The sequence below is a fragment of the Streptomyces xanthii genome (assembly GCF_014621695.1).
Classification (GTDB): Bacteria; Actinomycetota; Actinomycetes; order Streptomycetales; family Streptomycetaceae; genus Streptomyces; species Streptomyces xanthii.
The window spans coordinates 4,424,527-4,442,310 of the sequence record NZ_CP061281.1; the positions used below are offsets into that span (position 1 = coordinate 4,424,527).

Annotated in this window: 12 protein-coding genes; 4 read left to right on the forward strand and 8 right to left on the reverse strand. The window is 71.3% G+C overall.

What is annotated here, in order from left to right; genetic code table 11:
* Nucleotides 1-179 precede the first annotated feature (179 nt).
* From IAG42_RS20115 to IAG42_RS20130, 4 genes are all read right to left on the reverse strand, one after another.
* Nucleotides 180-5,237, reverse strand: a complete 5,058-nt coding sequence (locus tag IAG42_RS20115) for a caspase family protein (RefSeq protein ID WP_188338358.1) — start codon at nucleotides 5,235-5,237, stop codon at nucleotides 180-182.
* Entirely contained in the window at nucleotides 5,234-5,590 is a 357-nt protein-coding gene (locus IAG42_RS20120; RefSeq protein ID WP_188338359.1) for an effector-associated constant component EACC1, read from the reverse strand. The genes IAG42_RS20115 and IAG42_RS20120 overlap by 4 nt, the downstream gene beginning before the upstream one ends.
* Nucleotides 5,591-5,680: 90 nt before the next feature.
* Nucleotides 5,681-7,252 carry a sodium:solute symporter family protein gene (locus IAG42_RS20125; protein WP_188338360.1) on the reverse strand — a complete coding sequence of 524 codons (1,572 nt, stop codon included), beginning with the start codon at nucleotides 7,250-7,252 and terminating at the stop codon, nucleotides 5,681-5,683.
* Nucleotides 7,253-7,643: 391 nt separating this feature from the next.
* On the reverse strand, nucleotides 7,644-8,423 hold the full coding sequence (locus tag IAG42_RS20130) for an SDR family oxidoreductase (protein WP_188341494.1): 780 nt from the start codon (nucleotides 8,421-8,423) through the stop codon (nucleotides 7,644-7,646).
* A gap of 123 nt (nucleotides 8,424-8,546) precedes the next feature.
* On the opposite strand from IAG42_RS20130, the gene IAG42_RS20135 reads away from it, so the two are divergent.
* Nucleotides 8,547-9,395: a hypothetical protein gene (locus tag IAG42_RS20135; RefSeq protein WP_188338361.1), complete on the forward strand. Its 849-nt coding sequence runs from the start codon at nucleotides 8,547-8,549 to the stop codon at nucleotides 9,393-9,395.
* Nucleotides 9,396-9,533: 138 nt separating this feature from the next.
* Here IAG42_RS20135 and IAG42_RS20140 read toward each other — a convergent pair whose 3' ends face one another.
* From IAG42_RS20140 to IAG42_RS20150, 3 genes are all read right to left on the reverse strand, one after another.
* Nucleotides 9,534-9,734 (reverse strand): DUF397 domain-containing protein, encoded by a 201-nt coding sequence (locus IAG42_RS20140; RefSeq protein WP_188338362.1) that lies wholly within the window; start codon nucleotides 9,732-9,734, stop codon nucleotides 9,534-9,536.
* 236 nt (nucleotides 9,735-9,970) lie between these two features.
* Nucleotides 9,971-10,828, reverse strand: a complete 858-nt coding sequence (locus IAG42_RS20145; RefSeq protein WP_188338363.1) for a helix-turn-helix domain-containing protein — start codon at nucleotides 10,826-10,828, stop codon at nucleotides 9,971-9,973.
* A 307-nt stretch (nucleotides 10,829-11,135) separates the two neighbouring features.
* Complete coding sequence (locus IAG42_RS20150) at nucleotides 11,136-11,873, reverse strand: GOLPH3/VPS74 family protein (RefSeq protein WP_188338364.1); 738 nt, start codon at nucleotides 11,871-11,873, stop codon at nucleotides 11,136-11,138.
* Between the two features lie 204 nt (nucleotides 11,874-12,077).
* On the opposite strand from IAG42_RS20150, the gene IAG42_RS20155 reads away from it, so the two are divergent.
* The 3 genes from IAG42_RS20155 to IAG42_RS20165 all read left to right on the forward strand — a co-directional run bounded on the left by IAG42_RS20155 (nucleotide 12,078) and on the right by IAG42_RS20165 (nucleotide 17,132).
* Nucleotides 12,078-14,657, forward strand: coding sequence for a D-alanyl-D-alanine carboxypeptidase (locus tag IAG42_RS20155; RefSeq protein ID WP_223206093.1), 2,580 nt, complete (start codon nucleotides 12,078-12,080; stop codon nucleotides 14,655-14,657).
* 182 nt (nucleotides 14,658-14,839) lie between these two features.
* Complete coding sequence (locus tag IAG42_RS20160; protein ID WP_188338365.1) at nucleotides 14,840-16,663, forward strand: MFS transporter; 1,824 nt, start codon at nucleotides 14,840-14,842, stop codon at nucleotides 16,661-16,663.
* A 121-nt stretch (nucleotides 16,664-16,784) separates the two neighbouring features.
* A complete protein-coding gene (locus IAG42_RS20165) occupies nucleotides 16,785-17,132 on the forward strand; it encodes a DoxX family protein (RefSeq protein ID WP_188338366.1) in 348 nt (115 codons plus the stop codon).
* Here the strand turns inward: IAG42_RS20165 and IAG42_RS20170 are convergent.
* Nucleotides 17,129-17,737 carry a GNAT family N-acetyltransferase gene (locus IAG42_RS20170; RefSeq protein WP_188338367.1) on the reverse strand — a complete coding sequence of 203 codons (609 nt, stop codon included), beginning with the start codon at nucleotides 17,735-17,737 and terminating at the stop codon, nucleotides 17,129-17,131. The two genes, IAG42_RS20165 and IAG42_RS20170, sit on opposite strands and share 4 nt — an antisense overlap.
* Between the last annotated feature and the right edge of the window lie 47 nt (nucleotides 17,738-17,784).

Genomic DNA, 17,784 nt, shown 5'->3' on the forward strand with positions numbered 1-17,784 from the left:
CGACCTCGGCCACGGATGTCAGCACTGTAATCGACCGAGCGCGACCGCCCCTGTTCGCTTGCGTGACAGTTGCGTGCTGATCTCCCCGCCCTTGCCTCCGTCCCCGTGGGCCCTTGCGGGGGTTCGGCGGCATGTGCGCACTTTGCGAAGGTGTACGAGGGATCGCACCCGGTCCGAGGTCACGGTGGTGGTCCCGCGGCCTCGAGGCGGTGCCGGACCGTCGCGTTCTCCTGCGCCGCCTTCTCGCACACCTTGAAGAACCCTCCGACGCTGTGGTCCCGTGCCGAGCGCAGGAGCCGGTCGGCGTGGTTGAGCTGGTCGGTCCGCTCGTGCGGGAGGCTGCGCGGGATCGGATCGGAGTTGCCGAGGTACCGCGCGGCCAGCGTGATCGCCCGGCCGCGCTCGAACTTCGTCACCGTCGACTCCGTGCCGTGCGCCTCCTGGAGGATGCGGGTGGCGTCGAAGCAGTCGTAGGCCCGGCGGGCGTGCTCGACGACCTCCAGGGCGATCGGGCCGCCCGGCTCCGGCTCCGCACCGTGCTCCTCGACGTGGGCGACGACCGTGTAGAACCCCCGGTCCAGATAGAGCTTGCCGAGACCGGTCAGCAGCTTCTCGCTGGTGAACTCCGTCAGGAGCAGCTCACCGAGCTGACCCGGCAGGAAGATGTCCCGGTCCTGCTCGTCACCCACGGACAACGGCCCCTGCGGCCCGGCGTCCGGAGCATCGTCCTCGTCGCAGTCCGTGTGGAGGCCGAACAGCTTCAGGAGCTCCTGCTGCTCGGGTGCCCCGTCGGAGGCGACGGTGATGTGGGCGAGATCGGCGAGCTGCTCCGAGGCGAGCGCCCGGCCGTGCCGGTGCGTCTCCAGATGCCGCGTCACCTGCTGCGGGTACTCGGCGCCGCCCACGACGGTCTGGAACGCGTCGTCGATGGGCCGCCAGTCGATCTCCTCGCCCAGCCGGATCGCCACGCGGGCGCGCAGCACCATGGCGAGCCCGAGCAGGCTGCTCGGGGTGAGGACGGCGTCGAGGTGGCCGCGTGCCGCTTCCAGCAGCCACTGCCAGTCCTTGCGCCGGGCCTGGGTGGTGTATTCGAGGTCGGCGAGCAGGGCCTCGGCGGCGGCCACGTGCGCGCCCCGCCGGGTCTCGCCGTCCGGCGCGGTGCGCGCCAGCTTCGTGAACAGCGAGACCGACCGGTTGTACGTCCAGACGTACCGGTTCAGGGACGCCTCGTTGGCGATCAGGCGGGCGTTGTGCGGCCAGCGTTCCGCCGCTTCGGCACAGAGCGCGAACAAAGGAGTGTTGTCCACGAGCGGCCGCTGCGGCGGCGGCTCCTGCGTGGCGCCCCGGAGGTAGTCCCACTTGGCCTCGCGGTAGTCGAGCACGGCCGCCCAGCGCCGGTACTCGCGCTCCAGCCCGGTCTCCATCAGGCACTGGTCGACCGAAGGCCCGTAACGGCGCACGTGGTTGGCGAGCCGCTGCTTGCGCTGCCGGTACAGATGGTCGATGAGCGGGCGCTGCCGGTACGCGGGGATGCTCAGGAAGTCCTCGCCGTGCAGCTGCTTCTGCGCGGCGGCGCGCAGGCTGCCCTCCTCCGCCCAGTCCGACACCGTGCACCGCAGGTCGAGTCCGGCGTGCGCGGGCGTGCGGGCGTTCTGCCGTGTCAGCCACTCGCGCACCGCCGTGAGGCACTCCCGTCGCTGCCTCGCCGCGGCGTCGCCCGCCGGCCCGGTGCGCCGCGTGGTGCGCCGGATGTCGACGCACTGCTGGAGCCACACCGAATGGGTGAAGACGCTCGGGGCGAGCCGCACGGCCTCGCGGGCCGCCTCTTCCGCCTTCTTCAGCAGGGCGGGCGCCTTGGCGCCGTGCCCGTTCCTGCGCAGGGTGTGCGCGAGGAAGCCGTACGCCTGGGCCGTCGCGGCCAGGATCTGCGCGCCCTCGTCGGCACGCTCCGGCGGCACGGCGAGCAGCGGTTCCAGCAGGCGCACGATCCGGTACGCGCCCTGTTCCCGCTGGTCGGCATCGGCGCGCCGGGCGCAGACCTTGCGCAGGAAACGGGCCGTGCGGATGCGGAGGGCGGCGGGCCACTCGGTCTGCTCACCGTGGCACTCACGGAGCGTGTCCAGCACGAGCGCCGAGACCTCGTCCAGCTCCTCGTCGCCGTCGCACTGCTGGCGCAGCGACTGGGCGATGTCCAGGAGCCGCGAGGTCCACAGTCCCAGCTGCTGGCCCTGCGCCTTCGCGAGCCGCAGCCCGTCCGCGACGCACCGGGCCCCTTCGAGCAGGGTGGCCCGGGCGGAGGCCTGGTCGTTCTGCAGCCGGCTGCTCACCAGGGCGATCCTGCTGCGCAGTTGGAGACGGGCGGAGGCGCTGCGCGGCCCGTCGTCCGGCGGCAGCCCGTCGAGGGCCAGCGCAGTGGCCTCCTCGGTGTACTGGCGGGCCTGGTCGAGCTGGTCGGCGTCGATCAGCGCGTCCGCCGTGTTGAGCAGCCAGGAAACGGCCAGAGTGATCCGGCCGGCCTGTCCGGGCCCGCGCCGGTGCGCGCCCGAGCGGACGACCGGCACGGCAGCCGTCCGGACGTCGACGAGCTGGGAGCGCAGACCCAGACGGCTTCCGACGAGCGCGAGCGCGGAGTCCGCGGTGCGCAGGAGGGTGTGCGGCACGTGTTCCGGGTCGCACACCTTCAGCGCTCCGGCGACCCGGCGTGCCGCGTCCGTGAACCGCTCGCCGGTCTCCGCCGCCGGGCCGCGGCCGCGGGCCGCGAGCGTGAGCGTCGCCACCTCGTGGTGGAGCCGCAGAGACGCGGCCAGGGCGGCCACTTCCGGATCCGGCTCCGGCTCCGGGGCGGGGCCGGGCGCCGCCTCCGGGGGGTGCGGGCCGGGCGCGGGGGCCTCGGCGTCGTCGGGGAGGTCCGGCCGTGCGTCCTCGGCCGGCGGCTGTGCGGCCGCGGCCAGGGCGGGCGGCTCGGCCAGGGGTTCGTCGGAGGCAGGACGGTACGGGTTGTCGCTGTAGGAGGCGTGCACGTAGGCCCGCAGCTGGTTGTGCAGACCGGGCAGCCGGTTCTCGCCCGCCTCCTCGTCCTCGATCCAGCCCATCGCCGTCCGCAGCTGGGCACCGTAGCGCGCGCTGTCGTCCTGGTCGGCGGAAGCGCTGTCCGGCGCACCGAGGGTGAAGACGGCGCTCGCCACGGCCAGGCGGCGGTCGAGGTCCTCGATGGTCAGTCCGGCCGGGAACAGGGAGTCGAGCAGAGGGGGCGGGACGACCGGCTTGGTGTGCCAGCTGCCGCGGGCCTGTTCGCGGCCGAGGACGGCGATGACGAGACTGCGCAGGGCGTACTCGGTGGCCTGGCCCAGGACGAAGCGCCCCGGGGAGGTGGGCTGGATCAGGCGGGTGTGCGTCAGCATCTCCAGCAGCCCGCCCCGCGCGAGCCCGACGGTGGGGTGACGCAGCGCCTGTTCGGGCAGTTCGAGACGGTCGGCCAGGGACCAGACGACGAGGGCGGCCAGCGGGTCCGGCGGGGCGGGGGTCTCGGCTCCGGGGGTGATCCGGCAGCCCAGCTCCAGCAGGACCTCGGCGACACCGAGCGTGCTGCCCTCCACGAGTGCGGCGGCGACGTCCTCCGGGTCGTCGCCGCAGGCCGCGCGGGCCCGGCGGTCGACGTAGCCCTTGGCGCTCTGGCTCAGCATGCCGGGCAGCCGCAGTCGCGGGTCGGTGACGTGGTGGAACACCTGGGTGCAGTCTATGGAGACGTTCTCCTTGTCGAGCAGGCCGCTGAGTAGCGAGGTGGCCTCCTCGGTGCTCAACTCGCCCAGTGACAGGGGGACCTGGCGTTCGAACTGGTCGCGGCTGTGGAAGAGGTCGCCGAACTCGTGCCGGGTGATGACCACGGCCGCGGTGTTCTGGAAGCAGGGGTGGGCCAGCAGTTCGTCGACCTCGGTGGTGTTGCGCGTGGCCTCGTAGCCGAGCCGCCCGCAGTCGACGACGAGCAGCAGGGTGCGGCCCCGCGCGTGGTCCCGCAGACGCTCGACGACGAGGTCGCGGCGCGCGTCCGAGGTGAGGTCGGTGTCGGCGGGCAGGTCCTGGAGACCGATGTCGAGGGCGCCGGCGAGCGCTTCCAGGAGGGGCGACTCGGCGCTGGCGTTGAGGACTCTCAACTGCAGCAGCAGCCAGGGGCGTTCCAGCGGAGCGGACTGCCGCAGCTCGGGGGCGGCGAGCAGGTGCCGGACGAAGGCCGACTTGCCGGCGTGGTGCGGTCCGTGGACCGGCAGCACTCTGCGCTGCCCGAACCGGCCCCGGGCGGCAGTGAGCTCGTCGGTGTGGCCGGTGAACAGGGGCTCGGCCACCGGCCAGGCGGGAAACCCGGAGGGCAGCGGAAGCGGCACGGGTGCGGTCGCGAGTGCCTCGGTGGGCCGTGTGGGGGCGTACTGGAACGGCGTGCTCGGGGGCGGCCGGTACTCGCGATTGCACAGCCAGGGTTCCTGAGCCCAGGCCGGTGGCGCTGCGTGCTGGGGCAGCGGCAGCACGGTGCCGGGGTCCAGCGCGGCGGTGTCCTGGACGATGCCCAGCACCTTCTCGTAGACCGTGACCGGGGAGAGGCTCCGCTGCGGGCCGGGCACCCCGTCGAAGGTCTGGAGCAGTGCTCCGGTGAAGAACGTGGTGTCCCGGTCGACGGCGTACTTGGAGGTGTCCTCCTGAGCGCTGGAGGCCATGACGTACCAGCCGGCCTCCTCGCCGAGCGTCGAACCCTCGCTCGGCAGCTCCTTGATCCCGCCACCGGCGAAGCAGGTGTCGAGGACGAGGAGCTTGCGCTTGAGGTGCGGGTTCTCGCTCTCCACCCGGGCGACGATCTCGGAGACCGGGACCATCGTGTCGGCGACCCGCGCGGAGTCCCCGTCGTGCGGGGTCAGATAGAGCTTCGACTCGTAGCCGTCCCAGTGCGAGTGCCCCGTGAAGTAGAGGACGAGGAAGCCGGCCGTCCCCCGGCGGGTCGTCGCGTAGGCGGCCCGTTCCACCGCGTCCAGCAGGGCCGCGCGCGAAGGGTTGAACACCTCTGTGATGTTGTGGCTCGACACACCCCACAGCGTGCCGTTCTGGAACGAGGAGCTGAGGCGCTCCACGTTCGTGCGCGCGGCCGGCACGGCGGCCAGGTCGCTGTGGGGGTACGAGTCGACGCCGATCAGCAGGACCTCGGCGGTGAGCGGGTTGGACCGCTCCTGATCGGTCGCGGGCAGAGCGGTCACTGCAGTTCCTTCAGCGTCGCCGCCGCGTCCTTCGGTTCTCCCTTCACGATCAACTGGGTGCGCCGGGTGCCGTCGGGGAGATCGGTGCGGATCAGCTCGCACTCGACCTGCCTGCCTCGGGCGGGCCAGAACCGCTGCTTCACGTAGGCGGACACCTCCTGGACGAGAACGGGCAGTGCCACGTTCTCGCCCAGGAACTGCAGGACGTCGGTCGCGCCGAGGGCGCCCTGAGGCGCGGGGGAGACGGTGCGCACGACACGGATCCCCTGCGGTGCCAGTTGCTGTTTCAGCGCGCGCTCCAGAAGACCGAGCTCGTCCCCCTGGCCGCCCTTGATCGACACGACAACTTCCACTCGGACCTCCGTGTGTCCTGATGTACTGCAGGCAACACGAAATAATTTAGCGTCAGTTGACCGGGGCAATGCCGGTGTCGGACCACCTGTTCACGATTGGGGCAGCGCGCCGTCCGCCGCGTCCGCCTGGGCCGGGATCCTGGCCGCGCCCGTCGTGCCGGGGCCGTCGTCGTCCGTGTTGATGCGTTCGATGATCGCGTCGCGTTCGGGGGTGTCCTCCGGTTTCACGTAGCCGATGACGATGTAGAGGACGAGGGAGACGGCGAGCGGGATCGAGACCTGGTACTCGAGGGGGACGCCGCCCTCGACGCTCCAGTTGATGGGGTAGTTGACCAGCCAGAAGGCGAGCAGGCCGAGGCTCCAGCTGGTGAGGGCGGCGGTCGGGCCGGAGCGGCGGAAGGTGCGGAGCAGGCCGAGCATCATCGGGATCGCGATGGGGCCCATCAGTCCGGCGACCCACTTGATGACGACGGTGATGATGTCCTTGAACGTGGGGGAGTTGACCTGTGTGGCGACGGCCATGGACAGGCCGAGGAAGACGACGGTCGTGACGCGCGCGGCGATCAGGCCCTTGTGGGAGTTCCAGGCGCGGGCCTTCGCGGACAGCGCGGGGGCCACGTCGCGGGTGAAGACGGCGGCGATGGCGTTGGCGTCGGAGGAGCACATGGCCATGGTGTGCGAGAAGAAGCCGACGATGACCAGGCCGAGCAGGCCGTGCGGCAGCAGCTGTTCGGTCATGAGGGCGTAGGAGTCGGAGCCGTCCGGCTTCTGGGACTCGACCAGGAGCGGTGACATCCACATGGGGAAGAAGAGGATCACCGGCCAGACCAGCCAGAGCACGGCGGACAGGCGCGCGGAGCGGGCGGCTTCCCTGGGCGAGGCCGTGGCCATGTAGCGCTGGGCCTGGTTCAGCATGCCGCCGTTGTACTCGAAGAGCTTGATGAAGAGGAACGCGAGCAGGAACACGGCGCCGTACTGGCCGACCAGCGGCTTGCCGTGCCCGGCGAGCTCCGGCTCGTCCCAGACACCGAAGAAGCCGCCGTGCGGGCCCAGTTTGGCGACCACTGCGATGAACATGGCGACACCGGCGAGCAGTTGGATGACGAACTGGCCGAGCTCGGTCAGCGCGTCGGCCCACAGACCGCCGATCGTGCAGTACACGGCGGTGATGACGCCGGTGATGAGGATGCCCTGGTTGAGGGAGACGCCGGTGAAGACGGAGAGCAGGGTGGCGATGGCCGCCCACTTCGCGCCGACGTCGACGATCTTCAGGAGCATGCCGGACCAGGCGAGCGCCTGCTGGGTGGGCAGGTTGTAGCGGTTCTTCAGGTACTCGAGGGGCGAGGCGACGTGCAGGCGCGAGCGCAGCCGGTTGATGCGCGGCGCGAACAGGCGGGAGCCGATGGCGATGCCGAGCGCGATGGGGAAGGACCAGGTGACGAAGGACGTCACGCCGTACGTGTACGCGATACCGGCGTAGCCGGTGAACATGACGGCGCTGTAGCCGGACATGTGGTGCGAGATGCCGGACAGCCACCAGGGCATCTTTCCGCCGGCCGTGAAGAAGTCCGAGACGTCGTCCACGCGTTTGTGGGACCAGACGCCGATCGCGACCATCACGCCGAAGTAGCCGATGAGCACGGCCCAGTCGAGACTGTTCATGTCTCCCCTCCAGGGGTCCGCCTTGTGAACGTGTCGAACGTGTCGGCTCTTCGTCAGTGCGTCCGTGGTGCGGCCGTTCCAGCGGTGTCCCCCTTGCGGGAGTGGGGACGTGGGGGATTGAACCGCCCGGGGGAGGGGGCGGTCAAGGCTTTCGGCGGTCATGGATGTGAACGTCGATCAGCAAAGCGAACGATTTTGCGTTTTCGTGACCTCGCGAGGCGTTGTCCCGTCCGTGACGCGGGCCACACCATGAGCGGGCACTTCGTCAGTGCGCCGCGCACGGGAACGAGTGGCCGTGCGCGGGAGCGAGTGAGCCGTGTGCGGGAACGCGAACGACCGCACGGGATGCGGGTCCCGTGCGGTCGCGGAGGATCTGAAGGCGAGGCGGTCGTCAGCGCATGAGTTCGCCCGCGTTCACCAGGAGCTGCTGGCCGGTGATGGCGCGGGACCGGTCGGACGCGAGGAACGCCGCCGCGTCCGCCACGTCGCCGTCCGTGGCGAGTTCCGGCAGCGCCATCCGCTCGGTGAGCCGGCCGAGCACCTCCTCCTCCGGCACGCCCTCGGTCTGCGCCGTGAACTGGACGAAGGCCTGCACCGGCGGTCCCCACATCCACCCCGGCAGCACCGTGTTCACCCGGATCCGGTGCGGGCCCAGCTCCCGGGCCAGCGAGTACATCGCGCTCGTCAGCGCACCCTTGGACGCCGCGTAGGCGGCCTGCCGCACCTGGGTCGGGGCGGCCACCGAGGACTGCGTGCCGATGATGACGACCGCGCCGCCGTTCTCCTTCAGCGCGGGCAGGCAGGCCCGGGTCATGCGCAGGGTGCCGATCAGGTTCACGTCGACGACCTGGCGCCAGGTGTCGAAGTCGGCGTCCTCCAGGCCGCCGAAGTGACTGTCCCAGGCGGCGACATGAACCACCGCGTCCACCCCGCCGAACCGCTCGCGCGCCAGCGCCACCAGCGCCTCGCACTGCGCCTCGTCGCCGATGTCCGTCGACCGGTACGCGGTCCTGGCGCCCTCGGGGTCGAGCTCGGCCGCCGCCTTGGCGAGATTCGCCTCCGTGCGGGCGCCGAGCACCGCGTTGCCGCCGTCGCGCAGCACCGCCGCCGCGACCTGGTGGCCGAGTCCGGCCCCGACCCCGGACACGATCACGGTCTTTCCCGCGAGCATTCCGCCCGGTCCGCTGGATCCCGTCGTCATCGGTTGCCTCCCGACTCTGGCGCTATATCTGACGGGGCGTCAGAGTAGGGGCGTCGGACGCAGGACGGAACCCTCACGGCAAAGGGGAACGGCATGAGCGAGGGCGTGGACACCCGCAGCGAGACCTATGCGGAACTGGCGGCCGTCGGCCCGTACGGGGTGCGCCCGGGGCACGCCCTGATCACCATGGTCGAGCCGCACCCGGGGCACGAGTACGCGTACAACCGCTGGTACGAGGACGACCACTACTACGCCGGCGCGATGGCCATGCCCTGGATGTACTCCGGCCGCCGCTGGGTCGCCACCCGCGACCTCCAGCAGCTGCGCTACCCGGAGAAGTCGGCCGTCGCCGAGCCGGTCACCGCGGGCTGCTACATCTCCACGTACTGGATCACCGAGGGCCGCTACGACGACCACATGAAATGGACCGTCGGCATCAACAAGCGGCTCAACCGCGACGGCCGCGTCTACCAGGACCGCACCCACGTCTTCACCGCGTTCCAGGACCACGAGGCGACCGTCTACCGCGACGGCGCCGCGGGCCCCCGCGACTTCCACGCCCTCGACCACCCCTACGCGGGCCTCGTCGTGGAGGTCATCGACGTCGAGAGCCCCGAGCGGCGCGCCGAACTCGTCGAGTGGCTCCGCTCCCGGCACCTGCCGCGGGCCGTCGCCGGATCACCGGCCGCGATGGTCACGCTCTTCCGGCCAACCCCGCTGCCGGGCGACCGCATGTCCTACGTGAAGCAGGTCGAGGGCGTCGACACCCGGCTGACCCTGCTCTGGTTCCTGGAGAAGGACCCGCGTGAGTGCTGGGAGGAGCACTTCGCGGGGCTCGGCGAGGAGGTGGCGCAGGCGGGGCTCGGGGCGCGGGTCGAGCTCATGGCGCCGTTCGTACCGACGGTGCCGGGGACGGACCGGTACGTGGACCAGCTGCGCTGACGCCGCGGGGCGCGTGGGCACGGGGGTACGGGGTGCGGGGTCCGGGGAACGGCAAAGCCCCCTCGGCCAGGACGGCGGGCCAGTCGAGAGGGCTTCAACGGTGGTGCGTATTGCGGGTCGTGCCGTTGCATCTCCGGGTCAGAACGACCCCGTGCTCACCTGGTGCACGAACGCGTTCCAGGTCTCGGGCGCGAAACCGATCATCGGGCCTTCGGTGACCTTCGAGTCCCGGACCGCGATCGCGTGCACCACGGGCGACTTGACCTCGACACACGCGCCGTTCCCCGTGGAATACGAGGACTTGATCCAGGATTCCGCGGCGCCCTGCTGGATTGCCATGTTTTGCTCCGGTTCAGACGGTTCAGACAGTGGTCGAATTGCATCCCCGCCTGGAGGTCCAGAGCGGTTCTCGCCAAGGATGTTGTCCTGATGGCGTGATCGACGCTACTCGCCAACTGACCCGCATGAAGTGGCCGTTCACCCGACCGGATGGCATATTCCATGAGGGCCTTCCATTTCTCCGAGGCGAAGGTGTACCGTGCGGCGCCTTTGCCCCGGAGTCTTGGAAGAACCGGCTATCGCGCGTACTCCTTCGCGATGTCGGAGATGAACTGTCGCGATTGATCCACATTCAGCGCCTGCGCCCGGAGATGCTCGTACATGACGCTGTATTTCTGCACGTCATTGGCCTTCTCCAGATAAAGATCACTGGTGACGCCCTCGATGTAGACGACGCTGGAATCCGCCGCGTCGGGGAACTCCAGAATCGCGTACTGGCCGTTCAGACCCGGGTGCGCCCCCATGTCGAAGGGAATCACCTGAACGGTGACGTGCGGCAGCTGCGACTGCTCGACCAGGTGCTCCAACTGCTCGCGCATGACGTTCTTGCCGCCCACGGTGCGGCGCAGCGCGGCCTCGTCGAGGACCGTCCACAGGCGCAGCGGGTTCTCCGGGGCCTGGATGCGCTCCTGGCGGCGCATGCGCACCTGGACGCGCTTCTCGATGTCCTGGGAAACCGTTTCTGGAAGCGCGCCGTTGATGAGCGCCTCCGCGTAACCACGGGTCTGGAGCAGGCCCGGCACGACCTGCGGGTCGTAGATGCGCAGGCTCGCCGCGTCCGTCTCCAGGCCGATGTAGACCGAGTACGGGATGTCGCCGAAGGAGTGCCACCAGCCCTGCTGGCGCGAGTCCTTGGCCATCTGCATCAGCGAGTCCACGATCCGGTGGTCCTCGACCTCGTAGACCCCGCACAGGTCGCGGACGTCGCGCTGGCTGATGCTGCGCCGCCCGTTCTCCAGGCGGCTGATCTTCGACTGCGACACCAGCAGGCGCTCGGCGACCTCTTCGGCAGTCATGCCCTTGAGCTCGCGGAGCCGGCGCAGCTCCTGGCCCAGTCGGCGTCGCCTTACGGTGGGATTGACGTTGGACGCCACGGGACGTGCACCTCCGGCTGCGTGCATTTCGTTGTTCCGCATACTTTGCGTATCTGCTGCTCAGCAGATTGCCACTTCGGTCCGTCCCGGCGCTGGGGAATGACGGATATGCGGTGGACACGCGTGCGGGACGCGGTGCGAACGCGAACGCGCGGGGTGAGGGGCCGGGTCGTCGTCCGGACGGCCGGTCCCTCACCCCGCGCGGTACAGCGGCTCCCGAACCGGTCCTGGGGACTGAGGTGCGGCGCTGGTGCGGGTTCGTGCGTCGGTGCGTCGGTGCGGCGGTGCCTGTGGTGCGGGCCGCCGTCTAGTGGGCCACGGCGCGCGCCATGGATCCGTGGCGCGGCTGCATCGGAACACCCCTGGCCGGCTCCGGTGCGCCCCGGCCCGCCGCGGTGGCGGGCGAACGGCGTGGCTGCGCGGCCACCCCGTTCTGGACGTCCATCACGGCGTGCGCCACGAGACCGCCCATGGGGTCGTGCCTGATCAGGTCCCGCAGCCGGGAGCGGGACGATCGTCCCTCGTTGCCCGGGTACAGGTGCTTGCCGAGACCGACCGCGTGGGCCAGTGCGGCGAGCGCCGCGGTCCGTGGGTCCGGCGGTACGCCGGTACGGATCGCCGAGTCCAGCCGGGTCCTGATCTCCCGGCTGATGGCCGTGTCCGTCGCCTGGTAGCGAGTCGTCGGCAGCACTCCGCACATCTGGCCCGCCACGGCATGCACCATGCCGCACCGCTCCAGATGCGAGAGATACGTCTGGCGCAGCCCGAGGCGGGGCCCGCCGATCCAGTGGACGGCCCGTACGGGAGCGCCGCGCCTTCGCAGCAGCTCCAACGCGCAGTCCAGTGTCGGATCTCCAGTCGGCCGTGGCACCACCACGGCGATACGATCCCCGTCTGGGGCTATCCGTCCGGCCAGCGCCAGCTCTACTAGCTGTGCACCGGCCAGACCGAGGTCGAGCGACTGCGGCTGCGCTGTGGTACCCGTGGCCGGGTCCAGAGCGAGCAGCAGAAGCTCCTCCGGAATTGTTCTGCGGCTCCTGCCCATCCATGCCTCCCCGCGTGGATGAATGACAGGGTGACCCCTCTCACATTGGTCTGTCGAGAGTGCGTGGGGGGTTTGGACGGGAACCGGTAGGTATGTCGTTCTCGTCTACCCAGGGGGTCAAGCCCCCAGCACAGGACACTGGTACATGGTTCGGACAGGGCTGGACTGTCCGGCGCTAAGTGGTGAGCGGTCGAGGAGGCATCGGTGGCGGGGACCCCCGACAGGTCGGAGCAGCAGACGCCGGGCGAGGACCCGCGGCTCGCGGTGGCGCGTTCGCGGGAGAAGCCCGTGGCGCCGGCGGGCGTGGATCAGGCGACGGCGGTGTTCTCCGTCCGGGACGTGACCGAGGGCTCCGCCGGTTCCGCGGAGACGGAGTCGGCGGAGCCGGACTCGGCCTCCCCGGCGGAACCCGGGCCGGAAGAGGCGGGTGACGCGCGGCTGCGGGCAGCCGTGGCCGCCTGGGTCTCCTCCGACACGCCTCCGGTCCCGTCGGCCCGGGAGGAAGCGTCCGAGGCGGCCTCGGAGGACGCGACCGAGGACGCGACCCAGGGCGCGGCTGAGGACGCGGCTGAGGGTGCCTCCGAAGGCGCCTCCGAGGACGCGCCCGGCGACGCTCCTGAGGACGCGGAGGCCGTGAAGGCGGACGCCGAGGGCGATGAGGAGCCCGAGCCGGCCGATGCCGAGCCCGCGGACGCGAAGGTGGACGCCGGGGCCGATGACGAGGCCGGGCCGGCGGAGGACGCCGCCCGCACCCCGGAGTCGGAGGCCGACTCGACCGACGACGCGGACGAGGAGCCCGAGCCGGCCGACGCGGAGCCCGCGGACGCGAAGGTGGACGCCGAGGCCGAGGAGAAGGCCGAGCCGGCCGACGCCGAGCCTGCGGACGCCGAGCCGACGCCTGACGCCAAGGCCGAGGACAAGCCTGCCGAGCCCAAGGCCGAGGCCGAGGACAAGTCCGCCGCGCCCAAGCCTGACGCCGAGGCCGAGGACAAGCCTGCCGAGCCGGAGGCCAAGACCGACGACAAGCCTGCCCTCGATCAGGCCACCGCCGTGTTCAAGGCCGTCGCCCCGACGAAGGGCGAGGCCGAAACCCAGGACAAGCCTGCCGCGCCGAAGCCTGACGCCAAGGCCGACGCCGAGCCGAAGGCCAAGGCGGAGGACAAGCCCGCCGAGCCCAAGGCCGAGGCCGAGCCCGAGGACGAGTCCGCCGCGCCGAAGCCGGACGACAAGGCCAAGGCCGACGACAAGCCTGCCGTCGATCAGGCCACCGCCGTGTTCAAGGCCGTCGCCCCGCCGAAGGTGGACCAGCCGACGACCATGCTGAAGTCGCCGGCCGCCAAGGCCCCCGCGGCGAAGCCCCAGCCGGCCCCCGAGCCCGCATCCGAGCGCACCAGCAAGTTCGTACCGCTCAAGCGGGACGCCCCCGAGCCCGCGCCCGCCCCCGCGCTGGACACCCCCGAGCGCACGACCCAGCAGCCGCTTCCCCCGAAGCCCCCGCTGGACCTGCTCGCCGAGCTGACGAACACGCCGCCGCCCCCGGAGACCCGCGTCCGCACCGCCGTGCGCCGCGTCAAGATCTGGACCCCGCTGGTCATCCTGCTGATCGTCGCGTTTGCGATCGTGCAGGTCGTCCGCCCCCTCCCGGCCCCGACCCTGGCGCTCACCGCCCAGGAGACGGTGACGTTCGAGGGCGGCAAGCCCAGCGTGCCGTGGCCCAGCCAGGGCCAGGCCGCGATGGACGTCAACGGCATCGGCACGTTCGGCACCTCCGGCGACCAGAAGCCCGTACCGATCGCCAGCATCGCCAAGGTCATGACGGTCTACCTGATCCTGCGCGACCACCCGATCAAGTCGGCCGAGGACAGCCCGAAGATCCCCGTCGACGCCGCCGCGCAGAAGCACTACGAGACCGGCAAGGCGGAGAACGAGTCGGTGGTCAAGGTCACCGAGGGCCAGAAGATCTCCGAGTACGAGGCGCTGCAGGCGGTCATGCTGCCGTCCGCCAACAACATCGCGAAGCTGCTCGCCCGCTGGGACACCGGCAGCTCCTCCGAGGACGCGTTCGTCGAGAAGATGAACAAGACCGCGAAGGAGCTGGGGATGAAGAACACCCACTACACGGACCCCAGCGGCCTGGACAAGACGACCGTCTCGACCGCCGAGGACCTGGTGAAGCTGGGCCGCGCCGCGATGGAGAACGCGACGTTCCGTGAGATCGCCCGCCAGCCCAGCTACATGGACCTCAACGGCGACAAGCAGAACAACTTCTTCGGCCTGGTCCCGACCGTCGCGATCGGCATCAAGACCGGTACGACCACCGCGGCCGGCGGCAACATCCTGTTCGCCGCGGAGAAGGAGGTCGACGGCAAGCGCCAGGTGATCATCGGCGCCGCCCTCGGCCAGTTCGGCAAGCCCGGCGTGGCCAACATCGACGAGGTCACCGGCGTGGTCCGCGGCCTCATCGAGTCCGGCCAGGAGGCGCTGACCGCCAAGAAGATCGTCAAGAAGGGCGACGTGGTCGGCCAGGTCGACGACGGCCTCGGCGGCACGACCCCGGTCGTCGCGACGAAGGACGTCTCCGCGGTCGGCTGGTCCGGACTGACGGTCAAGCTGCGGCTCGACGCGGAGAAGGGCAAGGAGATCCCGCACGCGGCGAAGGCCGGCACGGTGGTCGGCGTGCTCAGCGTCGGCGACGGCAAGAACGACGCCGTCGAGGTCCCGGTCGCCCTCCAGAGCGACCTGACCGAGCCGGGCTTCGGCGCGAAGATCAAGCGCGTCTCCTAGGCGCGCGGGTGCCTCCCGGCCCGGGAGGCGGGAACGGCACCGGAAGGCCGGGCGCGCGCGTCGCGCCCGGCCTTCTCGGCGCCCGCGCGCAGGCCGCGTGCTAGCGTCGCGAGACCGGGGCGCGGACGTTCCCTCGGCCGGTGGAATCGGTGACGACGACGGAACGTACGGGAGTGTCAGCAGTGGCCACAGCGGAGCCGACGCGCACCGACGACGACCCCGGCACGGACGCGGGCCGCGTCCGAATAGGGCCTCCCGGACCACCGGACACCGGCTCCGCCGTACGCGTCTGGCTGCGCCGGGCCGAGCGGCACCCGGTGCTGGTCGCCACGGCGGCCGCCGCCGCGCTCCACCTCCTGTGGTTCTTCACGTTCGCGAACAGTGGCGGCGACCTCGCCGCGCAGGACGCCTGGGCCGAGTTCGTCGGCCGGCACCCCGACTCCGCGTACAACCTCGCCTGGTACGGCGGCATGCACCCGGTGTCGTACAGCGTCGTGTCCCCGTACCTGATGTCCGTGCTCGGTGTGCGGACGACGATGATGATCGCCGGGACCATCTCGGCGGCGCTGCTGACGATGGTCCTCATCCGGACACGGGTCGTCGCGCGCCCGCTGTGGCCCGCGCTCGCCGGTGTCTTCGCGCTGCTGTGCAACGCGGCGTCGGGCCGCGTCACGTTCGGGCTCGGCATGACGTTCGGCCTCGCCGCGGTCGCCGCCGTGTTCTGCTGGCCGTACCGCTGGCGCTACCGGCGCTGGGCGAAGGCCGCCGTCGCCGCGCCGCTCGCCGGGATCGCGACGGCCTGCTCGCCGGTCGCCGGACTGTTCGTGGGGCTGGTCGCGGTGGCCCTGTTCCTGCAGAAGCGGCGTCCCGGCGCGTACGCGCTCGGGCTCGCGCCGGCCGCCGTGGTCGGGCTCTCGGCCTGGCTGTTCCCGTTCTCCGGCACCCAGCCGATGTCGTTCGGCTCGGCGCTGCTGCCGCTCGTGTACGGCGTCCTCTGCTTCCTGCTGGTGCCCAAGGAGTGGGTGACGGTGCGGATCACCTCCGCCGTCTACAGTTTCTCCGTGCTGCTCGTCTGGCTGATCAACTCGCAGATCGGGTCGAACATCACCCGGCTGCCGATGCTGTTCGCGGGGGTCGCGCTGCTCGCCGCGCTGCCGTTCACCGTGCCGCGCTCGCGCAAGTGGTACGTCATCGTCGTCACGTTCGTGGGCATGAACGTGTGGGTCGGCTTCAAGTCCGTCGACGACGTCGTCCACACCACCCCGGCCGCCTCCTGGGCCCGCGAACTGGCCCCGCTCGTCAACGAGCTGCAGGAGGTCAAGGCCGAGCGAGGCCGCGTCGAGGTCGTCCCGGCCCGCTCGCACCGCGAGGCCTCCGCGCTCGCCCCGTACGTGAACCTGGCGCGCGGCTGGACCCGGCAGGCCGACATGAAGCGCAACCCGCTCTTCTACGACGACACCCTGAACGCGGCGAACTACCACGACTGGCTCCAGCGCTGGGCCGTGCACTACGTGGTGCTGCCCAAGGGCGAGCCCGACGGGGACGGCGGCGAGCGCGAGCGGGAGCTGGTGCAGCGCGGCCTGCCGTATCTGCGCCAGGTGTGGGGCGACGCGAACTGGCAGCTGTTCGCCGTCACCGACCCCACTCCGATGGCGGAGCCGAACGCGGTGGTCGACGCCGCCGAGCAGAGCGAGCTGACCATCGAGGTCACCGAGCCGGGCCGCATCCTCATCCGCGTCCTGTACTCGCCGTGGCTTTCGGTCGTCGACGAGGACGGCAACAGCCTGGGCAGGCCGCAGGAGACGGAGGCGTCGAAGCGGGCCCGTGAGCGGGACGACAGCCTGCCGAAGAAGTACACGAACGCGCACGGCTGCCTCATGGAGGCCGAGGAGGACGCCTCCGGCGACCGCTGGACCGAACTCCTCGCCCCCCGCGCCGGCACCTACCGCCTCGCGGCCCCGGTCAAGATCCCCCGCGGCACCCCGTGCCCGGAGGAACTCCAGTAGTCACTTCTCGCGCGTACGGCGTGTGGCGGGCGTCACATGCGGGGGGCTGTCACATCCGTGCGGTGCGGCGGGTCGAGGGGGTGAGGTTCCCGCAGCGGGGGCCCGAACCGAGGAGTGCCTGATGTCCGTCGCCCATGTCGTCGTCACCGTGTTCGCCGCCGTCCTGGTCGGCTTCTCCGCCGTGTCCGTCTTCACCCGCGCCCCCTGGGTGGTCAAGCCGATCGCCGACTACGGGATCCCGGCCGGCTGGATGCCGTGGCTGGGCACCGCCAAGGCCGCCGGCGCGCTGGGCCTCCTCGCCGGGCTCGCCGTGCCGGTGCTCGGCACGGCCGCCGCGATCGGGCTGATCCTCTACTTCACCGGGGCCGTGATCGCGGTGGCGCGGGCCCGCTGGTTCTCGCACCTGGCGTTCCCGCTCGTGTACGCGGCCCCGGTGGTCGCGGCACTGGTCCTCGCCCAGGCCGCCTAGGCGGGGCCCGGGTGGCTCCGGGCCCGCGTGTCCTGGATGCGGACGTGGACGTGCATGTCGTGCCAGCCGTCGGTGTGCAGGGCGGAGCTGCGCCGGGTGCCCTCCAGCGCGTAGCCGGCCTTCTCGGCGACCCGGCAGGACGGCTCGTTGCGGGTGGAGTGCTCGAGGTCGATGCGGTGGAAGCCGGCCGCCAGGGCCCAGTCCGTCAGTGTGATCAGGGTCTTGGGGGCGGCTCCCTGGCCGCGGGCCTCGGGCAGCATCCAGTAGCCGATCTCCGCGACGCCCTCCACGAGGTCCATCGTGCGCAGCGCCATCCGGCCGAGCGGGGCGCCGTCGGAGGCCCGCGCGACGATCCACTGCGCGGCGGTCTCCTCCCGCCAGCCGCGCAGGACGTCCTCGATCCATTCGAGCGCCTCGTCGCGGGAGTCCATCGTGCGGGCGTGCCAGAACTGGAGCGCGGGGTCCTGGAACGCGGCGTGGACGGCGTCCGCGTCGGACGGCGCGGCGGGGCGGAGCAGGAGGGTGCCGTCGGCGGTGGGCAGGGTCGGCTGCGGGACGGAGGAGAAGGTGCCGGGCTTGATCGTGTTCACGAGAGCTGAGGGCATGCCCGCATGATGGCGACTCCGCCGCCCGACCGCACCCGAGATTTGCC

Coding starts and splice junctions, on each gene's coding strand:
- IAG42_RS20165 (WP_188338366.1), top strand. CDS start 16,785: ATGTCCGTCGCCCATGTCGTCGTCACCGTGTTCGCCGCCGTCCTGGTC.
- IAG42_RS20150 (WP_188338364.1), bottom strand. CDS start 11,873: ATGGGCAGGAGCCGCAGAACAATTCCGGAGGAGCTTCTGCTGCTCGCT.
- IAG42_RS20170 (WP_188338367.1), bottom strand. CDS start 17,737: ATGCCCTCAGCTCTCGTGAACACGATCAAGCCCGGCACCTTCTCCTCC.
- IAG42_RS20130 (WP_188341494.1), bottom strand. CDS start 8,423: ATGCTCGCGGGAAAGACCGTGATCGTGTCCGGGGTCGGGGCCGGACTC.
- IAG42_RS20125 (WP_188338360.1), bottom strand. CDS start 7,252: ATGAACAGTCTCGACTGGGCCGTGCTCATCGGCTACTTCGGCGTGATG.
- IAG42_RS20140 (WP_188338362.1), bottom strand. CDS start 9,734: ATGGCAATCCAGCAGGGCGCCGCGGAATCCTGGATCAAGTCCTCGTAT.
- IAG42_RS20135 (WP_188338361.1), top strand. CDS start 8,547: ATGAGCGAGGGCGTGGACACCCGCAGCGAGACCTATGCGGAACTGGCG.